This is a genomic window from Achromobacter sp. FW305-C-28 (assembly GCF_058783235.1).
This window is the reverse complement of the sequence record NZ_JBYSYL010000008.1, coordinates 71,417-89,773: the sequence shown is the minus strand read 5'-3', so window position 1 is coordinate 89,773 and position 18,357 is coordinate 71,417. Positions and strand designations below refer to the sequence as shown.

Genomic DNA, 18,357 nt, shown 5'->3' with positions numbered 1-18,357 from the left:
GCGCCGCGGTGTCTGATAACGGCGTTGACGATAGCAACTACTGGCTATATCTTGTATAGCCACAATCCGTTCAGACATAGGTCCACTTCATGAAGGAAGTCCTGCTCGCCGATCTGCTTGCCGGGTCGCTCTCGCGTGAGTCCGACGAGCCGCTGCAAAAGCAGATCTACGACATCGTGCGGCGCGGTGTGCTGGACCACACGCTGGTGGCGGGGCAGCGGCTGCCGTCGTCGCGCGCGCTGGCCACCGACCTGGGCATATCGCGCATCACGGTGACGCTGGCTTACGAAAGGCTGATCGCCGAAAACTACCTCAGTGCGCGCGGCGGCAGCGGCACCTTCGTCGAAAAAACCGTGGACCGGCCGCTGTTGCCGCCCGAAACCCCCGAACACGTGCAACGCCATCGCCCCGGCCTGTCGGCGCGCGGCGAAGTCATTGCGGGCGGCGCGGGCGGCCTGGCGCAGCACACCGGCGCCTTCGTGCCGGGCGTGGCCGATGCCAGCCTGTTTCCGTTTCATATCTGGCGCCGGCTGGTGTCGCGGCATCTGGGCAAGTCCAACCTGGCGCTGTCCGGGTATGCCAAGGACGGTGCGGGCTTCATGCCGCTGCGGCTGGCCATTGCCAATTACCTGCGCCTGGCGCGGTCGGTGGTGTGCGAACCGGAGCAGGTCATCGTCACCGCGGGCACGCATCAGTCGGTGGACCTGTGCGCGCGCCTCTTGACCGAATGGGGCGACAGCGCGCTCGTCGAAAGCCCTTGCCACTGGGCCTTTCCGCCGGTGCTGGGCGCGGCCGGCGTGCGGGCGCATGCGGCGGTGGTGGACGAGCAGGGCCTGGACCTGGCCACCAGCAAGTTGCCGCGCCGCGCACGCCTGCTGATCACCAGCCCGTCGCACCAGTACCCCACCGGCGTGGTGATGCCGCTGGCGCGCCGGCTTGAATTGCTGCAGGCGGCGCGGGCGCGCGGGCTATGGGTCATCGAAGACGACTACGACAGCGAATTCCGCTACGACGGCGCCCCGATTCCGTCGCTGCAAGGGCTGGACGCCGATGGTCGCGTGATCTACATGGGCACGTTCAGCAAGACCATGTTTGCCGGCCTGCGCATGAGCTACATGGTGGTGCCGCCGCAAGTGGCGGCGTCGTTTTCTCAGGCGGCCGCCAGCATCTACCGGCCGGGCCAGCTGCACTTGCAGGCGGCGCTGGCCGACTTCATGGGCGACGGCCATTTCTCGCACAACATCAAGCGCCTGCGTACTGAATACGCCGGCCGACAGGCGGTGCTGCGCGAGGCGCTGGCCACGCGCGTGGGCGATGCGGTGCAACTGTCGCAGGCGCGCGCCGGGCTGCACGTGTATGCCCGATTGCAGCCCAAGGTGCAGGTGGCGCGGCTGGCGGATGCCGCCCGCGAAGAAGGCATCGTGCTGGGGCAGCCGGCCTACCTGCCCGATGCCGCTCGCCATGGCCAGCCGGCCGTGGTGCTGGGGTATGGCGGCGTGCCGTGCGAGCGCATCGATGATGGCGTGATGCGCTTTGCGCGGGCGCTGGCGCGGGCCACGGATATAAAGCCCGCGCGCCGCGGAAAGCGTTGATCGTCTTGTGCCCGTGCCGTCGCACGGTGGCGCGTATCGTGGCGGATTTCTTCCGCCGCGACACGCGCCGTTGCCGCGCCTACAGTTCGCCCAGCACCTGGTCCGCTGCCGCCAGCAACAGGTCGGCATGCTCTGGCCCGAAGGGCAGTTGCGGCCGCAGCTTGAGCACGTTGCCATGCAGGCCGGTGGCGCTGAGCAGCACGCGGCGTTCACGCATCAGGTTGACGAAGCGGTGGGTTTCTTCCTTGGCCGGCGTCTTGATGGCGCGGTCGCGCACCAGTTCCACGCCGATGAAGAGGCCATCGCCGCGCACGTCGCCGATCAGCGGGTGGCGTTCGGCCAGCGCCCGGAAGCCCTCGCGCAGATAGTGCCCGGTGCGCGCGGCGTTGGCCTGCAGGCCTTCTTCCTGGATCACCGCCAGCGTGGCCTGTGCGGCGGCGCAGGCCACCGGATTGCCGCCGAAGGTGTTGAAGTAACGGGCCTCGCGGCCAAAGCGTTCCATGATGTCCGGGCGCGACACCATCGCCGCGATGGGGTGGCCGTTGCCCATGGGCTTGCCCATGGTGACCAGGTCCGGCACCAGCCCATGGCGTTCAAACCCCCACATCTTCGAACCCGTGCGCGCAAAGCCCGCCTGCACCTCGTCGGCAATGAACAGGCCGCCCGCATCGCGGATGGCCTGCACCGCCGGCGCCAGAAAGCCTGCCGGGTCGCTGTAGACGCCGTCGCTGGAAAAAATGGTGTCCACCAGCAGCGCGGCCGGGCGGATGCCATGGCGGCGCATGTCGTCGATGGCGGCCTGCACCTGGGCTGCGAACCAGGCGCCCAATGTGGCCGGGTCCTGCCGGTAGGTGTCGGGGGCGGCCACGGTGCGGGTGTCCAGCCCCAGCGGCACGGCCTGCCCCAGCGACGGCGACACTGCCGCCACCGCCGAGGTCACGCCGTGGTACGCCAGCTGCGTGACGATGACGCCGGTGCCGCCGGTGTGGCTGCGCGCCACGCGCAGCGCCAGGTCGTTGGCCTCGCTGCCGGTGCAGGTGAAGATCACCTGCGACAGTGGCTCGGGAAAGGTCGCCAGCAGCTGTTCGGCGTAATCCAGCACGCCGTCGTGCAGGTAGCGGGTGTGGGTGTTCAGGATGGCGGCCTGCTCGGCAATGGCCCGCACCACGCGCGGATGGCTGTGTCCGACCGAAGCCACGTTGTTGTAGGCATCCAGGTAGCGCTGGCCGTCGGCGCCGATCAGCCACACACCTTCGCCGCGCACGATGTGCAGGGGCTGGTCGTAGAACAGGCGGTAGGACGGGCCCAGCACGCGCTGGCGGCGGGCGATCAGGGCGCGTTCGGCCTCGGGCAGCGCATCGGCGGCCGCGGGGTCGAAGGCATTGAGCATGGCTTTGTCTCGGCTCATGTGAAACTCTCCATCGGGGTCAGGCTGGCGGCCAGCAGGATGTCGCTGGCCTGTTGCCGCGGCATCGTGTCCAGCCGGGCCAGGCCGGTCCAAGCCTGGCCGTTGTTGCGCAGGATGTATTGGCGGTTTTCGGGATGCTGCTCGGCGCGCCAGCCGGTGATCGCTACCGTGATGAGGTGGCGCGCGGCGATCAGGTCGGGCAGCAGGGCGATTTCGGTGTCGGTCAGGGGCAGCGCCTGGTGGTAGCTGGCCACGCAGTGCCGCAGCGCGGGCGATAGCGGATCGGGCGCGTCTTGCAGCAGATAGGCGCCGGCCACGGCCAGGTCCTGCACCAGCGGCGCGCGCACCATGTCGCCAAAATCCAGCAACGCGGCGATGCGTTCGGGGTGAGCCGGTTCGACCATCACGTTGTACGGGTTCAGGTCGTTGTGGATCACCTGGCGGCGCAAGCCTTCAAGCGCCGGCTGGGTGTGGCGGATGAAGCGGTTCAGGTGGCGTTCGGCCAGGGCCCGCCGTTCGGGTTCGGCAATGCGGGGCAAGAGGTCGGCCAGGCGGTCGGCGTGTTGCAGGTCCCATAGCAGTTCGTGGTCGGCCATGGGGTGGCTGAAATTCGCCAGCGCCAGATCGAACTGCGCCAGCGCACGGCCCAGCGCCTGGTGCTGCGCGGGGCTGCGGGCCACCTTGTACAGCGGCACGCCATCGATATAGGTGATCAGCCGGATGGCGCGGCGGGCGCCGTCTTCGCCCTCGTGCCAGTGTACGTAGTCGCCGGCCACGCCGGGAATCAGGCGCGGCACCGGCGGTTCGCCGCCGGCCCGCATCAGGCACAGCTGCGCCTGGGTATGAAAGTCGGTGACGGCGGGATCTTCGGCGGGGTGCGTGGCCTTGAGCACAAAGGCCGCGCCATCCGCGCACTGGATCAGGAAGTTCTGGTCGCGTTCGCTGGAAAGGATGCTGGCGCGGGCGGTCAGCCCGTAGCACGACAAGGCCAGGGCCTCGGCGTCGGCCAGGGTCAGTTTCGGGGGCTCGGCGGCGAACAGCGCCTGGCCGGCGCTGGGGCGGGTGCTGCGATTCATGCCTGGCGCTCTTCCAGTCCGCACCATTCGGCGATGAACAGCGCGATGGTCTGGGTGACCTTGCGCACCGATTCCAGGTTGACCGCTTCGTCGTAGCCGTGCGGCATGCGGCATTCCGGGCCGTAGACGATGGCCGGCGTGTCGGCGTACAGGCCGTAGAAGCGCGCGTCGGTGGCGGCGGACGTGGCGTACTCGCGCAGCGGCTCGCCAAACACCTGCTCGTGGGCGCTGCGCAGCGCGGCTTCGACCTCGTCGGAATCCTTCAGTTCGTAGCCTTCAGCCATGAAGCCGTGGTAGATGACCTTGGGCGGATGCTTGGCCAGGAACGGGTCGCGCGCGGCGGCCTGCGCCACGAAGGCCTCGATCTCGGCGCGCGCCTCTTCCAGGCTCTGGCCGGGATACACCGCCACCCGCATGTCGAAGGTGCACCAGGCCGGCACGCTGGACGGCCAGTCGCCGCCCGCGATCTTGCCCAGATTGAAGCGGATGGGGTGCGGGTGGTCGCAGAAATGGCGGTGGTCGCATTTGCGGTCGTTCCAGCGCGCTTCCAGTTCGTCCAGCGCCTGGATCAGGAAGATGGCCTTCTGGATGGCATTGGCACCCGCGCCGGTGAACGCGGCCGACGCATGCTGGGGGTCGCCTTCGACCTGCACCTGGAACCACATCGGCCCGACCTGCGCACGCATCAGCATCGGCAAGAGCGGTTCGGGAATGAAGGCCGCGTCAGCCCGGTAGCCGCGCGCCAGGCAGGCCAGCGCGCCGTTGCCGGTGCATTCTTCTTCCACCACCGATTGCAGGAACACGTCGCCCGCGGGGGCAAGCCCCAGGCTGGCCAGCGCATCCATGGCCGACAGGCAGGCAACCAGGCCCGACTTCATGTCGCCCGCGCCGCGTCCGTGCATCCAGCCGTCGACGATGGCGGGGTCGTACGGGTCGCGGCTCCATTGCGACAACGGGCCGACCGGCACCACGTCGATGTGGCCATTCAGGATCAGCGAACGGCCTTTCAGGCTACGGGCGCGGTGCGCGCCGACCACGTTGTAGGCATTGTCGTAGGACACCGCCACCGGCGAAAAACCCGGCAGGTGGGCAATGGCGTCGACGTCGATCTTCCAGCGGTCCACGCCGTAGCCGCGTTCGGCATAGCGCGCCGCCATGAAGTCCTGCGCGGTGGCTTCTTCACCGCGCTGCGACGGCAGGCGCACCAATTGCGCGGTCAGTTCGGTCTGGGCCGCAAAGCCCGCGTCCACGGCTTGGATGATGCGCTGCCGGAGCGCCGGGGTCAGTTCTGGCATGGATGTGCTCGAGGTTGACTGGGATGCGAGCCATCGTAAAGAGAATTGGATCGGTCAAAAATAGCCAATCCGGGTTATTTCGTATAGCCACTTGGGGCGGGCTGGCGATGCCACAACGGTCATTGGGCCGCCGGGCGATGAGGGGCGGCCCGGCCGAGCCGCCCGCGCCGGCCTACTGGCGGACAATGCCCGCGTTCGCGATGGCCTCACGCCACTGCGTGTCGCTCGCCTCAACAAAGCGGGTAAATTCGGCCGGGCTGGCAGGGGCGCTGACCTTCACGCCCAGGTCCTGGAACCGCGCCTGCAGATCGACAGCGTGCTGCACGCCAGCGGCATTGCCTTGCCCTGGAGGATCGAGGTCGATCAGCTGGCCACCATGATCGGCCTGGTACAGACGGGGGATTTCGTGGCGGTGATGCCCGGCCTGTTCGACGCGGCGGGATATGGCTTGCAATCGGTGCCGGTGGGAAGCCCGGATATCGTCCGAGATATCTACCTGGTCAGGCGTCACGATGTGAGCCTGTCACCGGCGGGGCAATCGTTGCTGGGGTTGATTCGGGAGCGGTTGGGGGCGGGGTAGGGGGCGCAACGACGTTGGGACGCAAGGGGCCTTGTTCGACAGGAATTCTGCCCTTGGCAAGCAATTTAAATCTATAACATTGTGTCTTAAGTTTGAATCGTGACTTTAAGGGCCAATATTTTGGAATTGATTTTTGCTAGTTCCAATGAGATCGCCAGAGCGCTCTGTGAACGATTGCGCAAAGAACGACTGGCGCAGCAACTGACGCAGGCTGATGTCGCCGCGCGCGCCGGCATTTCGGCGAATACGGTCTCCAATCTGGAAGCAGGTAAGAACGTGGCCTTTGAGAATGTGGTCCGTATCGCTATGCTGCTCGGACGCGCCAACGAACTGGAGGCGCTTTTCAAACCCAAGTTGGATAGTCTCGACGACATCCTTCGATATGAACACAGCGCTGGCCGCAAGCGCATCAGGAAAAAGCTCGACAATGCCTGAACGGGTCGATGTCTACTACGACGGTTGGGGAGAGCACTGGCTGTGGGGTACGTTGGTGTCTTCCACGGCGATTACCGGTCGTCCGCTGATCCGTGGCAAGTCAGTTTTCGGCAATTGCCGAAGAACTGCTTCCAGGGCAGATAACGCGCGAAACGCTCCGGGAAGTCCAGGCTCGGATCAATGACAATATTCGTCGCCGTTGAACCCGGTGCACGATGATGCGTCGAACGACGGCGGGTCGCAGTCCTGGTGGCCGGCAAGTCGTCACGGACGAAAGCCCGCAAGGATCGGCGCGATCCATTCCTGGCCACCGCCGTTGTCCCAGGGGCCGTTCTCTCGGCCACCGTAAAGCTCCTGGCTACCGGTCACCGTCCTGACGCCTTGCGGATGGCGCGCGGCGTCGAGAAAGGCGTTCACCACGTCGCGCAGGCCGGCCTCGTCATGGGGCGGCAGCGAGGCCAGCGCATCGTCAAGCGAATAGCGGATGTCGGCAATGACGCATTCGTAGCGGACGGTCGCCGTTTTTTGTCCGGGCCGCGCCGCATTGGGCTTGATCGTTCTGGACAGGACCTTGCAGCTTGATTGCGAAACGAGTGCCCGCTGTAGACGCAGGGCCTCGATCAACCGTTCCTTCAGCGCCTGTGGCTCGGTGGCATTCAGCAGCGCTTTCACCCGAATTTCCGCCGTGCGTCGGTACGCGCCTTCCCGCATGTTCTCCACGTTGCGCAAGACCTCCACCCGGATAGGCAGCTTGTCTGGATAGAAGCGCTTCGTGTAGGCATCCAGTTGGCGCGCGCTGTTCATGTCGTCGTGGATGACGTAATCGAGGTAGAGCTGCCCGATCTGTTCGGGCGTCAGCGATTGTGCTGCCGCCGGGGCGATGGGCAGTAGCGATACCCAGCCGAGCAATGCAGCGGCGACGGCACGGGGAAAACGCTGAATCAGGCGCATGGCGGGCGAGAGCTGGGCGTTGGGGGACGGGCCGCAGTCGCCCTGTCGATCAAGTGCGCGGCAAGGCGTAGCGATGCCATTATGCCTGCGCGGGGGAGGACAGCGCCGATTGGCGGCTGACCGCTATCACTTGGCGGGCGCGTGAGCGCGGCCGAGGCCTGGCGGTGAGATGCTGCGAAGACGGCGGACCGGCCGGCGCAATGCAGCGTGGCGCGGCCGGCGCCACTCGTTCTCTTACCTGGAATTTGCAGCCATGTTGATTGATGAATCGCGCGCTCCCCTGATGTTTCTCCGGTCCCAGGGGGAATCGGATATTCCCGTCGAGCAGCAGTTGCAGCGCTTGCTCGACCAGGGCCGGCCGTTCGTGCTGGTGATGGATCATTCTCCCGACGACCACCACGATGAAACCGTGGAAGAACGCCGCGAAAAGGCGCTGTTCTTCAAGCGGGTGAAGGATCAGATGCGCAGCCTGTGCCGCGGCATGATCGTGCTGGAGCGCGGCAAACCGACGCCGGCGCCGATGCGCCTGGCGGCGGCGGGGGCCAGCAAGGCGTTCGGCTTCAAGGTGGGGTTCGTGGATGACGAGGAAGCCGCGACCCGACTCGGCAGGGAGTGGATGGGGGGCGCCTAGCCGGGGGCGCCTAGCTGGGGGCGCCTAGCCGGGGGCGCCTATCTCACCAACCGTTCCCGATACACCGCTGGCGTCTCCCCGAACGCGCGGCGGAACAGGTTGATGAAGGCCGTGGGGGTGGAATAGCCCAGTTCCAGCGCGATGGTGGTGACCTGGGCGCCGTCGGCCAGCCGTTCCAGCGCGCGCAGCAGGCGGGCGCGTTGCCGCCAGGTCGAGAAGTTGAAGCCGGTTTCCGTGACGAAGCGCCGGCTGAGCGTGCGCGAACTGACGGCGCCCCAATCGGCCCATTGCTCCAGGTCGCGCGCGTCGGACGGGTCGTCGATCAGCGCGCGGGCGATGCGTTGCAGCCGCGGCTCCTGCGGCATGGGCAGGCCGAAACTTTCAACGGGCAGGTTGCGGATTTCATCGAGGATGACGGCGGCCAGGTGCGCTTGTGCGCTGGTCAGGGGGACCAGGGGCCAGGCGCTGGCGCGCAGCACGGCTTCACGAAGCAAGCCCGAGACGCGCAGGGTGCAGGGCTGGGCCGGCAGGTCGGCGCAGAGGGCTTCGGTGATGAAGGCGCTCCAGCCGTGGAACGGGCCGTGCGAACGGGCCCAGTGGGCCTGGTGTGGCGGCAGCCAGACGGCGTGGATGGCCGGCACGACCCAGACGCCGCTGTCCAGGCCGACGGACAGCAGGCCTTGCAGCGAACCGAACAGCTGGCCGCGGGAGTGCTGGTGGGGATCGGTGGCGAAGTCGGTGTCTTCGCAGCGGCCGGCCACCACGAACAGGGTGGGGCCATCGGACCGGTCGACCAGGGTGCGGTCGATGGTGAGGTCGGCCATGGCGGATCAAAACGATTTGTCGGGGCTGATAGTCTAGCCAAGCCAGCAAGCGGTGTCGATCAGCCCGCCAGCGCGGCTTCCAGTTTGGCCTTGAGCGAGGTCGCGGCGGCGGGCGCGCGGGCCAGGCCGGAATGGATGAAGGCGTGCGCTCGCGCGGTGTCGCCCAGATGCTGGGCGATGCGGGCGTAGACCAGCGTCTTGGCGGGGTGGATGGAATCGGGATCGGTTGCCTGCACCAGCCGTTCGCAGCTGGCCGGATAGCTGTCGTACTGCGCGAAGAACGCATGGCCGACGCGGGTCCATTCGCTGACGATGAATTCGACGTTTTCTTCGGCCTGTGCCTGGTCCGCGCCGTAGGCCCAGCCATAGGCTTCACCCGGCGGCGGGTCGATGCGGTCGCGAAAGACGCAATGCGATTCCTCGATCTCGGCCGGCGGCACGAACGTGCCGCCTTCGCTCGGCAGGAAATCGTAGTGCGCGCCCAGGTTCAGGTAGCAGGCCTTGCCGCCGCTGGCGGCCTGCACGTTGAAGACGTGGACCATCGGGGCGCGCACGCGCCGCAGGGTCTGGCCCGTGCCTTCGAAGCCTTCGGCCTTCAGGACGGGATACAGGTGTTTGGTGAGCAGTTTCAGAAACGCGGTCCGGGTCATGGGCGTCTGGTCAAAAGAGGATTCAGGGAAGCGCCGGGCCATTGAACCGTGTCGCCGCGCCGGGCGTGCGGCATTTCGTGACATTTGAAACGGGAGTTGGCTGCCGGGCGGGCCGAGGGAGCGCGGCGTGTCAGACCCCGGTGGCGCACAGCGCCACGGGGCAGTCGCGCAGCAGCGGCAGCACCGCCAGTTCGCCGGCCGCGCCCACCTGGTGCCGGCGCCCGGACAAGACATCCAGGAACACCCGGCCGGCCTCGCGGGGCAACAGCAGCCGCGTGTCCGTCCAAAAGGTGCTGGCAGTGCTGGCGTCGCCGTGGGCGTAGCCGGCGACCGCCGTGGCGCACAGCCGGGGCACCACCACCAGCAGGTCCTGGCCGTCATGGCGGCGCAGATAGGCCACGACGCGGTCTGCCTGGGGGCCCTGCGCTGCGACGGGGCGGCAGTCGGCGTGGCGCAGCAGCTCGGGAAAGCGGGCGCGCAGCCCCAGTGCACGCCGGATCAGGGCTTGCTTGACAGCGCCGCTGCGCCACGCCGCGGCGCTGCCGTCCAGCTGACGCTCGCCGGGCCCATAGTCGGCGTTGCCGTCCGGCCCATTGGCGAGCAGCGCGGCGCGCAATGCATAGTCGACGGGCCGGCGGTTGTCCGGGTCCACCAGACTGAAGTCCCACAGGTCCGCGCCCTGGTACAGGTCGGGCACGCCGGGCAAGGTATTGCGCAGTAGTGTCTGCGACAGGCTGTTGACCAGGCCTGCCGGGGCCAGGCGCAGCGCATAGGCGGCGATCTCGCGCAGCAGGGCGCGGCCTTCGGCGTCGGCCAGGAAGTGGTCGATGGCGTGGCGCGCCGCCTGCTCGTAGGCAGTGTGGGGGCTGGTCCAGCTGCTTTGCTGCTTGGCCTCGCGCAGGGCTTTCTGCTGCCATTGCGCCAGCCGCTCCAGGAAGGTCGCGACAGCGTCGGGCCGCGTGTCGATGTCGCCGGGCGCCAGGTCCAGCGGCCAGGCGCCGACCAGGCTCTGCAGCAGCTGGTAGCGGTCGGAACGCGACGGCATGCCGTTCTGGGTGGGCAATTGCTCTATCCAATCATCTGCCGTGCGGATCCAGCCTTGCGGATCTTCGGTCAGGGCCGCTAGCCGGCAGCGGCTGTCTTCGCCGCGCTTGTGGTCATGGGTGGCAGTGGCCAGCATGGCATCGGGATGGTCGCGGGCCCGGGCGGCGCACGCGGCGTGAAACGCCTGCGGCTCCAGCGAGAAACGGGCGGGACTTGCGCCGACTTCGTTGCGCGAGAGCAGCGGGGCGTGGCGGTAGAACAGGGTGTCTTCCAGGGCCTTGGCCGCGAGCGGCGGGGTCAGTTGCTGGAAGTGGCGCAGCGCGCGGTCACGGGCGCTTTGCAGTGCGCGGGCGGCGCTGTCTTCTTGCGGCTCGCCGGGCGTACCGTCCAGCCACTGATCCAGCAAGGCCAGCAGGCGGTCGTCGGCGCTGCCGGGGCGCGCACCCAGCAGGCGGCGGGCGTCGGCCAGGGCGGCCTGCAGGCGGGCCTGGTCCGCGCTGCCGCGGCCGCCGTCTTCCGCGTAGCTGCGATAGACGGGAAAGACCGTCAATACGGCGGTCAGCACGCGGTCGATGGCGGGGGCAGCGCAGTCGCGCGTGCGCAGGTCCAGCCGTGCCACGCGGGTCAAGGCCCGCACCAGGGTCTGCCGTTCGGCGACGAAGTGGCGGTCCAGCATGAGGCGGCGCGCGGTCAGCAGTTGTTCGGGCGCGTTGTCGCGCTGCCCGGTCAGGCGCTGCCAGAATTGGTCCAGGCTGTCGCGGGCGGCGGGGGCATGCAGCAGGGCGCCCACCTGGTCCATGAAGTCGTAGCCGGTGGTGCCATCGGCCGCCCAGCGCGGGTCCAGCGTTTCGTCGTCGGCCAGGATCTTTTCCACGATCAGGTAGGGCTCGGTGCAAAGGCCGGCCTGCCGCCGTTCGGGCGTGGCCTGCGCCAGGCGCCCGCGCAAGCGGCGCAGGTAGGCGCCCGGGGCGGCCAGGCCGTCGATATGGTCGATGCGCAATCCATCCAGCACGCCTTCGCGATACAGGCGCAGGGGCAGGGCGTGCACGGCGTCGAAGACGGTGTCGTCTTCCACCCGCACGCCGATCAGCTCGCTGATCTCGAAGAAACGGCGCCAGTTGATCTGGTCGGGCGCCGTCGTCCACCAGGCCAGCCGGTAATGCTGGCGTTCGAGCAGGTGGTGCAACCGCTGCCGGCCCTGCGGCGTGTCGGCCGCGTGGGCGGCGCAGACCTGGGCGGGCGAGACGCCGTCGTCCTGCGGCGCCTGGGCCACCGGATACCGCTGGCCCGCCACGGTGATGGCGTAGCCGCTGCGCACGTCATGCGTCAGCACCATGCCGCCGGATTCCAGGCAGGCGCCATACGGCTCTGGCAGCACCGGCAGCAGTACCTTGCCGCGCAGCGCGGGATCGGGCGCGCGCCAGTCGATATCGAAGTGGCGCGAATACGCGCTGCGCTCGCCATGGCGCAAGACGTCGAACCACCAGCCATTTGAGACGTGGGCGGCCATGTGGTTGGGCACGATGTCGGCGATGAGGCCGAGCCCTTGGGCACGGGCGGCGGCGGCAAGCCGGTGCAACGCGGCCTCGCCGCCCAGATCGCGGTTGACGCGGCCATGGTCGATGACGTCGTAGCCATGCGTGGACCCGGGGCGTGCCTGCGTGATGGGCGACAGGTACAGGTGGCTGACGCCTAGCGCGGCGTAGTACGCGGCGTGGAGGGCAGCGTCATCCAGCGTGAAGCCCGCATGCAGTTGCAGGCGGGCGGTGGCGCGGGGGCGGCGGGCGGCGCGGCTGGGGGGCAGGGCAAGGGTCATGGCTTGCGCCCTCGCAAGGCTCGAAGCGGCGCGAGGCGTGTGCGCACGGCCGGGTCGTCCAGGCAATCGGACGCGGCGAGCGGCTGGCGCTGGCGCCAGTTGGGATGACGCGCGTCGGCGCCCGGCATGTTGGGCTGGTCGAGCATGCCGGTGGCGTCTTCCAGCGGCACCAGCGTCAGCGGACAGGGTGTGGCGGCAACGAAGGCAAGCAGCGCTGCGTCCGGCGCTTGCGGGGGCGCGGCGCTGGCCGGCAGGTGCGCGTGGTCGCACACCGCCTGCCACAGGTGTTCGCGGTCGGCATCGCGCTGGGCCTGCAGGTCGGCGGGAGATTCTTGCGGACCCATCAGCCCGAGCCGTGCGCGCCAGGCCAGATCGTGGCCCTGCCACCACCCCCGCAGCGTGGGCAGATCATGCGTCGTGGTCATGGCGGCGGCGCTGGCCGGCCATGCCGCGGGCGCCTGGAAAGCGGCGGGCGCGCGCGGGCTGGGCGGGCCGCGCATGAACCACAGCACGTTCATGCCCAGCAGGCCGTGGTCACGCAGCGCGTCATCGAAGCCGTCGGGTACCGTGCCCAGGTTTTCACCGATCACCAGGGCCTGGTGGCGCCAGGCTTCCAGCGCCGTCAGCCGCAGCAGCGCGCGCAGCGGGTAGCGCAGATAGGCGCCGTCGGCGGCGCCCGCGCCATCGGGAATCAGCCACAGCCGGGCCAGGCCCAGGATGTGGTCGATGCGCAGGCCGCCGGCCTGCGCCAGGCTGGCGCGCAGCATGGCCAGGAAGGCCGCATAGCCGGCATCGCGCAGGGCGCGCGGCGACAGCGCGGTCAGCGACCACGCCTGGCCCAGGGGATTATGGATATCGGGAGGCGCACCCACGCTGGCATGCCGCAGCAGGTCGGCCTGGCGGCTCCAGGCATGGCTGCCGGCCGGATGCGCGCCGATGGCCAGGTCCGCGATCAGGCCCACGCGCATGCCGGCCTGCCGCGCCGCGGCCTGTGCCTGCGACAGGCTGGTGGCCGCCAGCCATTGCGCGAAACGATGGAAGTCGAGTTCGTCCGCGTGGGTCTGTGCGGCGGCTTGCGCAAGCGCAGAGCGGGGGTCGCGCAGTGCTTGCGGCCACGCTGCCCAGGACGTGGGCGCGCCGGGAAAATCCGCCTGGCGCGCATGCAGGGTTTCAAACAGCGCATGGTCGCGCAGGTCCTGTCCGCCTGCGCGGCAGAACGCCTGGCAGGCCTCTCGCTGGGCTGGCGTGGCGTGTGCCTCGAAACCGCGATGCAGTTCGCGCAGCAGCTGCTGGCGCCAGCGGGCGGCTTGCGGCCAATCGATCAGGGTTTGCGCGTCCAGGGCCTGCAGCGCCTGCCCGGCCGACGGCGGCAGGCGCGCCAGCGCCGCGCGCAGGGGGGCTTCACCCAGTACGGCGGGGTCGGCATACAGGGTGTTCAGGAACAATCGGCTGGAAGGGGAGTAGGGGCTGTACTGGTCGGGGTCTGCCGCAAACAGCGCGTGCACCGGACTGATGGCCAATGCGTCGGCCCCCGCGGCCCCGGCGGCTTTGGCCAGTTCGCGCAGCGCGCCGAAGTCGCCAAAGCCGTGGGTGGAGCGGGCGGCATCCGGGCCGCTGCGGCGCAGGCTGTAGAGCTGCGCGGCCAGGCCCCAGGCGCGCGGGGCGGGGTCGCGCAGCAGGTGTGCCAGCGTCGGCGCGCTGGGCGGCGCGACCGCCAGCGTGGTGGCCCCGGCTGCCAGTTCCAGCCGGTAATAGCCAGGTTGGGCGGGGACGGCCAGCGTGGGCGCGCCGCCCGCGCCCGCGGTCGTGTGTCCGCCCAGGGGCGGGCCGGCTGTGCCCGCCGCCGGCGTCATCGGTCCGGCTGGCGGCTCGGCTTGCAGTGCGTGGATGTCGTAGCGGCCGGCGCAGCCGGCAGGCAGGCTGAGCGTGCCGCCCGCCACCGCGACCAGCATGGCCGGCAGGCGCGCATGGCTGTCGGCCAGGTCTTGGCGGCTGGCGCGGATCTGGCTGTCGTTGTCGGCGGGCAGGTTCATGGCCGCCAGCAAGGCGCGCAGGGTGTCCGGCATGACGGCCTGGGGCTGTCCGCGGGCGTCGGTCCAGTGTTCGGCCAGGCCGGCTTCGGCGGCCAACGTGGCCAGGGCGGTGGGGACGCCGGCCGTCATGGCGCCTCCTGCAACAGATAGACGGCGCTGTCGCCGCACAGGCTGCCGGACACGATCGCGTCGAATGCGCCGGGCAGCGATTCGAACAGCAGGTCGGCAAAGCCGCCGGCGGGCGCCAGGTCGGCGGGCAGCGGTATGCGGGCCTGCCCCAGGTTGGCGTAGAGCGTCAGGACCGCGCCGTCGTTCAAGACCCAGCGCGCCTGCACGGCGTGGTCGCCGAGCCCGCGAGCGCCCAGGCTGCCGGCGCCGCGCAGGCGGGGCGCCAGCAGCCGCTGGCGCAATTGCAGCAGCGCCTCGTAATAGGTGAGCCAGGCTTGGGCGTCGTCCAGGTCTTCATCCGCCCACGGCTGGCTGCGGGTGTAGGTGGCCGGGGCGTTGGGATCCGGCACGGTGTTGGCGTCGCCGAATTCGGCGAAGGACGCGAATTCCCGTTGGCGGCCTTCGCGGACGGCATCGGCCAGTGCCGGGTCCGCATGGCTGGTGAAGTACAGGAATGGCGCCTGGCTGCCGATTTCTTCGCCCATGAAGATCAGCGGCACCTGCGGAGCCAGCAGTTGCAGGGCAACGGCCGTGCGCAGCCGGTCGGGCGATGGCGCCAGCGTCGTCAGCCGGTCGCCCTGGGCGCGGTTGCCGGTCTGGTCGTGGTTTTGCAGGAACAGCACGAAGGCGGTGGGCGGCAGGTGGCCGCAGGGTTCGCCGCGCGGAGCGCCGCCGCGGTGCGGCGATGGCTGGCCCTGGTACAGCCAGCCCTGTTCCAGGCAGCGGGCCAGGGCCTGGGCGGGGCGGAGGGTGTAGTCGGCGTAGTAGCCGTGGGCTTCGCCGGTCAGCAGATGGTGCAGCACGTGGTGGGCGTCGTCGTTCCATTGGGCGTCGTAGCCGGCCTGCAGCAACGAGGCGCGGTTGTCGTCGTTTTCCAGGACCAGATGCACGTGTCGCCCCAGTAGCTGCCCACGCACGTGGCGGGCCAGTTCGGGCAGCCATTCGTGGCCGGCGATGGCGTGCACGGCGTCCAGCCGCAAGCCGTCGAAACGGAATTCGCTTAGCCAGTACAGCGCGTTTTCCTCGAAGAAACGCCGTACGGCGGCCTGGCGGAAATCGATGGCCGCGCCCCATGGGGTGCGGATGTCGTCGCGAAAGAAGGGCGCGGCGTAACGCGGCAGGAAGTTGCCGTCCGGGCCGAAATGGTTGTAGACCACGTCCAGCATCACGCCCATGCCCAGGCCATGGGCGGTATCGATCAGGTCCTTCAGCGCGTCGGGCGTGCCGTAGGCGGTGTCCGGCGCATACGGCAGCGCGCCGTCGTAGCCCCAGTTGCGCGGGCCGGGGAAATCGGCGATGGGCATCAGTTCCAGCAGCGTCACGCCCAGCCGCGCCAAGGCCGGCAGCCGCTGGCGCAGGCCCGCGTAGCCGCCGGCCAGCCCGGGATGCACTTCGTACAGCACGGTGTCTTCCCAGGGGCGTCCCGTCCAGCCGGGGTGGCGCCAGGCGTAGGCGTTGGCGCCAACGACGACGCTGTCGCCGTGGACGTCACCGCTTTGCAGGCGGGAGGCCGGGTCCGGCACCGTCAGGCCGTCGGCCAGCCGATAGCGGTAGCGCGTGCCGGGCGGGCAGTCGACATCGACCTGGGTGAACCCCTGCGCGTCGGGATGCAGCGCAATCGGCGCGCGCCCTTCGACCAGCAACGCCAGGCCTGGCGGGGCTGATGGCGCCCACAGGCGAAAGCGGGTGCGGCCGTCGGGCAGCGGCAGGGCGCCAAAGGAAAAGGGCTCGGGCCAGGCCGTCATGGCGCGTCCCCGGGCATGCGGGCCGCAGTCAGCAGCACCAGGCTTTGGGCCTCGACCGGCACCTGGTCGCCGGTGACCGGCGCGGCGGCCGTGGGCGCCGATGAGTCCAGCTCGCGGATCCAGGCCAGCGAGGGCGCAGGCAAGGTGAAGGCCACGGCTTCCTGACCCGGGTTGAGCAGCAGCAGCGTGACATCGGCGCTGCCGTCTTCACGCAGCGCGGCGCGGCGCAACGCCATGGCCTTGGCGCCGGCATCTTCCCACGAGGCCGCTTCGATGGGCTGGCCGTCGGGGTTGAACCAGCTGACGGCGGCGACGCCGGGGCAGATTTCCGCGGCGGCGTCGCCATAGCGTGCGGCGCGCAGACCCGGGTGGCCGCGCCGCAAGGCCAGCGCGCGCGCCACGAACTGGCTCAACGCGCGGCCCTCGTCGCTTTGCGCCTGGGTCCAGTCCAGCCACGATACGGCGTTGTCCTGGCAATAGGCATTGTTGTTGCCGCCCTGGCTGTTGCCGAATTCGTCGCCCGCCAGCAGCATCGGCGTGCCGTCCGACAGGCACAGGGTGGCCAGCAGCGCACGTTGCACGCGGGCGCGGCGTTGCAGGATGGCATCGTCGGTGGTGGGGCCTTCCTCGCCCCAGTTGTGGCTGTAGTTCTCCGAATGGCCATCGTTGCCGTCTTCGCCGTTGGCTTCGTTGCGGCTGCCGTCGTAGCTGACGATGTCCTGCGTGGTGAAGCCGTCGTGCGAGGCAATGAAATTCACGCTGGCCCACGGGCGGCGGTGGCGCCGGTCGAATACGTCGCGCGACCCCGCCAGGCGGGCGGCCATGTCGCCGCGCTGGCCGTCGTCGCCGCGCCAATAGCGGCGGGCGGTGTCGCGGTAGCGGTCGTTCCATTCGGCGAACCCGGGCGGATGGTTGCCCAATTGGTAGCCGTCCGGACCGATATCCCACGGTTCGGAAATGAGCTTGGCGCGGGCCAGTTGCGGGTCTTGCAGCAAGGCGTCGAAAAAGCCCGAGCCGGGGTCAAAGCCCGTGCCTTCGCGGCCCAGGGTCACGCCCAGGTCGAAGCGAAAGCCGTCTACCCCATAGGACTGCATCCAATACCGCAGCGAGTCGGTCACCATCTGCAGCACCCGCGGATGCGACAGGTTGACGGTGTTGCCGCAGCCGGTGTCGTTGATGTAGTGGCGTGCTTCGCCGGGCACCAGCCGGTAGTAGCTGGCGTTGTCCAGGCCGCGCCAGGACAGGGTGGGGCCAAGCTCGTTGCCTTCGCAGGTGTGGTTGTAGACCACGTCCAGGATGACTTCCAGGCCTGCTGCGTGCAGGCGCCGGATGGCCTGGCGCAGGTCGTTCGGCCCGGTCTGCAGGTAGGCCGGCTCGGGGGCGAAGAACGACAGGGTGTTGTAGCCCCAGTAGTTGCGCAGCCCCCGTTCGATCAGGAAGTGGTCTTGCAGGAACGCATGCACGGGCAGCAGTTCCACGCTGGTGACGCCCAGCCGCTGCAAATGTTCGATGAAGCGGGGATCGGCCAGCGCGGCGCAGGTGCCGCGCAGCGGCTGGCGCAGGTCTTCGCGCTGCATCGATACCCCCCGCACGTGCATTTCATAGATGACCGTGTCCGTCCATGGCGTGTCGGGCGCCTTGCTGCTGCCCCAGTTGAATGGCGCATCGTCGGCGACGATGGCCTTGGGCATGGCGGGCGCGCTGTCGCGCCGGTCCAGGCTGAGATCGGCGCGCGGGTGGTTCATGCGGTAGCCGAACAGGGCGTCGCTCCAGTTGACCGGACCGGTCAGATGGCGCGCGTAGGGGTCCAGCAGCAGCTTGTGCGGGTTGAAGCGGTGGCCGTTGCGCGGGTCGTAGGGGCCGTGTGCGCGCAGGCCATAGACCAGCCCGGGCTGGGCGTCGGGCAGATAGCCATGCCAGATCTCGTCAGTGCATTCGGGCAGGTCGAAACGGCGCAATTCCTTGCGGCCACGGGCATCGAAGACGCACACCTGCACGCGGGTGGCATTGGCCGAGAACACGGCGAAATTCACACCCAGGCCGTCGCTGACGGCACCCAGGGGGTAAGGGCGGCCGGCGGTCATGCGGGTCAACAGGGAGGCATCCATG

The 18,357-nt window shown here is 69.2% G+C and carries 15 protein-coding genes; 4 read left to right on the top strand and 11 right to left on the bottom strand.

The features are described 5' to 3' along the window. Positions 1-89 precede the first annotated feature (89 nt). On the top strand, positions 90-1,592 hold the full coding sequence (pdxR, locus tag AC3WMR_RS19730) for a MocR-like pyridoxine biosynthesis transcription factor PdxR (protein WP_492264687.1): 1,503 nt from the start codon (positions 90-92) through the stop codon (positions 1,590-1,592). A 79-nt stretch (positions 1,593-1,671) separates the two neighbouring features. Here the strand turns inward: pdxR and AC3WMR_RS19725 are convergent, their stop codons facing one another. The 4 genes from AC3WMR_RS19725 to AC3WMR_RS19710 all read right to left on the bottom strand — a co-directional run bounded on the left by AC3WMR_RS19725 (position 1,672) and on the right by AC3WMR_RS19710 (position 5,696). Next, entirely contained in the window at positions 1,672-3,000 is a 1,329-nt protein-coding gene (locus tag AC3WMR_RS19725; protein WP_492264688.1) for an aspartate aminotransferase family protein, read from the bottom strand. After that, positions 2,997-4,076 (bottom strand): phosphotransferase, encoded by a 1,080-nt coding sequence (locus tag AC3WMR_RS19720; protein ID WP_492264689.1) that lies wholly within the window; start codon positions 4,074-4,076, stop codon positions 2,997-2,999. Before AC3WMR_RS19720 ends, AC3WMR_RS19725 begins: the two co-directional genes overlap by 4 nt. Beyond that, positions 4,073-5,371 carry an ArgE/DapE family deacylase gene (locus tag AC3WMR_RS19715; protein WP_492264690.1) on the bottom strand — a complete coding sequence of 433 codons (1,299 nt, stop codon included), beginning with the start codon at positions 5,369-5,371 and terminating at the stop codon, positions 4,073-4,075. Before AC3WMR_RS19715 ends, AC3WMR_RS19720 begins: the two co-directional genes overlap by 4 nt. A gap of 172 nt (positions 5,372-5,543) precedes the next feature. Beyond that, entirely contained in the window at positions 5,544-5,696 is a 153-nt protein-coding gene (locus AC3WMR_RS19710) for a hypothetical protein (protein ID WP_492264691.1), read from the bottom strand. Between AC3WMR_RS19710 and AC3WMR_RS19705 the strand changes: the two genes are divergently transcribed. Both AC3WMR_RS19705 and AC3WMR_RS19700 read left to right on the top strand, forming a co-directional pair. Further along, positions 5,688-5,951, top strand: a complete 264-nt coding sequence (locus AC3WMR_RS19705) for a LysR substrate-binding domain-containing protein (RefSeq protein WP_492264692.1) — start codon at positions 5,688-5,690, stop codon at positions 5,949-5,951. The genes AC3WMR_RS19710 and AC3WMR_RS19705 overlap by 9 nt on opposite strands. Positions 5,952-6,068: 117 nt before the next feature. Then, a complete protein-coding gene (locus AC3WMR_RS19700) occupies positions 6,069-6,386 on the top strand; it encodes a helix-turn-helix domain-containing protein (protein ID WP_492264761.1) in 318 nt (105 codons plus the stop codon). 264 nt (positions 6,387-6,650) lie between these two features. Here AC3WMR_RS19700 and AC3WMR_RS19695 read toward each other — a convergent pair whose 3' ends face one another. Further along, positions 6,651-7,337 carry a hypothetical protein gene (locus tag AC3WMR_RS19695; RefSeq protein WP_492264693.1) on the bottom strand — a complete coding sequence of 229 codons (687 nt, stop codon included), beginning with the start codon at positions 7,335-7,337 and terminating at the stop codon, positions 6,651-6,653. Positions 7,338-7,590: 253 nt separating this feature from the next. Between AC3WMR_RS19695 and AC3WMR_RS19690 the strand changes: the two genes are divergently transcribed. Next, positions 7,591-7,968 (top strand): hypothetical protein, encoded by a 378-nt coding sequence (locus AC3WMR_RS19690; RefSeq protein WP_492264694.1) that lies wholly within the window; start codon positions 7,591-7,593, stop codon positions 7,966-7,968. A gap of 38 nt (positions 7,969-8,006) precedes the next feature. On the opposite strand, the gene AC3WMR_RS19685 is transcribed toward AC3WMR_RS19690, so the two are convergent. The 6 genes from AC3WMR_RS19685 to glgX form a co-directional block, all read right to left on the bottom strand. Further along, positions 8,007-8,792 carry an AraC family transcriptional regulator gene (locus AC3WMR_RS19685; RefSeq protein WP_492264695.1) on the bottom strand — a complete coding sequence of 262 codons (786 nt, stop codon included), beginning with the start codon at positions 8,790-8,792 and terminating at the stop codon, positions 8,007-8,009. 59 nt (positions 8,793-8,851) lie between these two features. Further along, complete coding sequence (locus tag AC3WMR_RS19680) at positions 8,852-9,442, bottom strand: DUF4304 domain-containing protein (protein WP_492264696.1); 591 nt, start codon at positions 9,440-9,442, stop codon at positions 8,852-8,854. 130 nt (positions 9,443-9,572) lie between these two features. Continuing rightward, entirely contained in the window at positions 9,573-12,302 is a 2,730-nt protein-coding gene (gene treY, locus AC3WMR_RS19675; RefSeq protein WP_492264697.1) for a malto-oligosyltrehalose synthase, read from the bottom strand. Further along, on the bottom strand, positions 12,299-14,464 hold the full coding sequence (malQ, locus tag AC3WMR_RS19670) for a 4-alpha-glucanotransferase (protein ID WP_492264698.1): 2,166 nt from the start codon (positions 14,462-14,464) through the stop codon (positions 12,299-12,301). The genes treY and malQ overlap by 4 nt, the downstream gene beginning before the upstream one ends. Continuing rightward, positions 14,461-16,248, bottom strand: a complete 1,788-nt coding sequence (gene treZ, locus AC3WMR_RS19665) for a malto-oligosyltrehalose trehalohydrolase (RefSeq protein WP_492264699.1) — start codon at positions 16,246-16,248, stop codon at positions 14,461-14,463. Before treZ ends, malQ begins: the two co-directional genes overlap by 4 nt. Beyond that, positions 16,245-18,356: a glycogen debranching protein GlgX gene (gene glgX, locus AC3WMR_RS19660; RefSeq protein WP_492264700.1), complete on the bottom strand. Its 2,112-nt coding sequence runs from the start codon at positions 18,354-18,356 to the stop codon at positions 16,245-16,247. The genes treZ and glgX overlap by 4 nt, the downstream gene beginning before the upstream one ends. Position 18,357 lies beyond the last annotated feature (1 nt).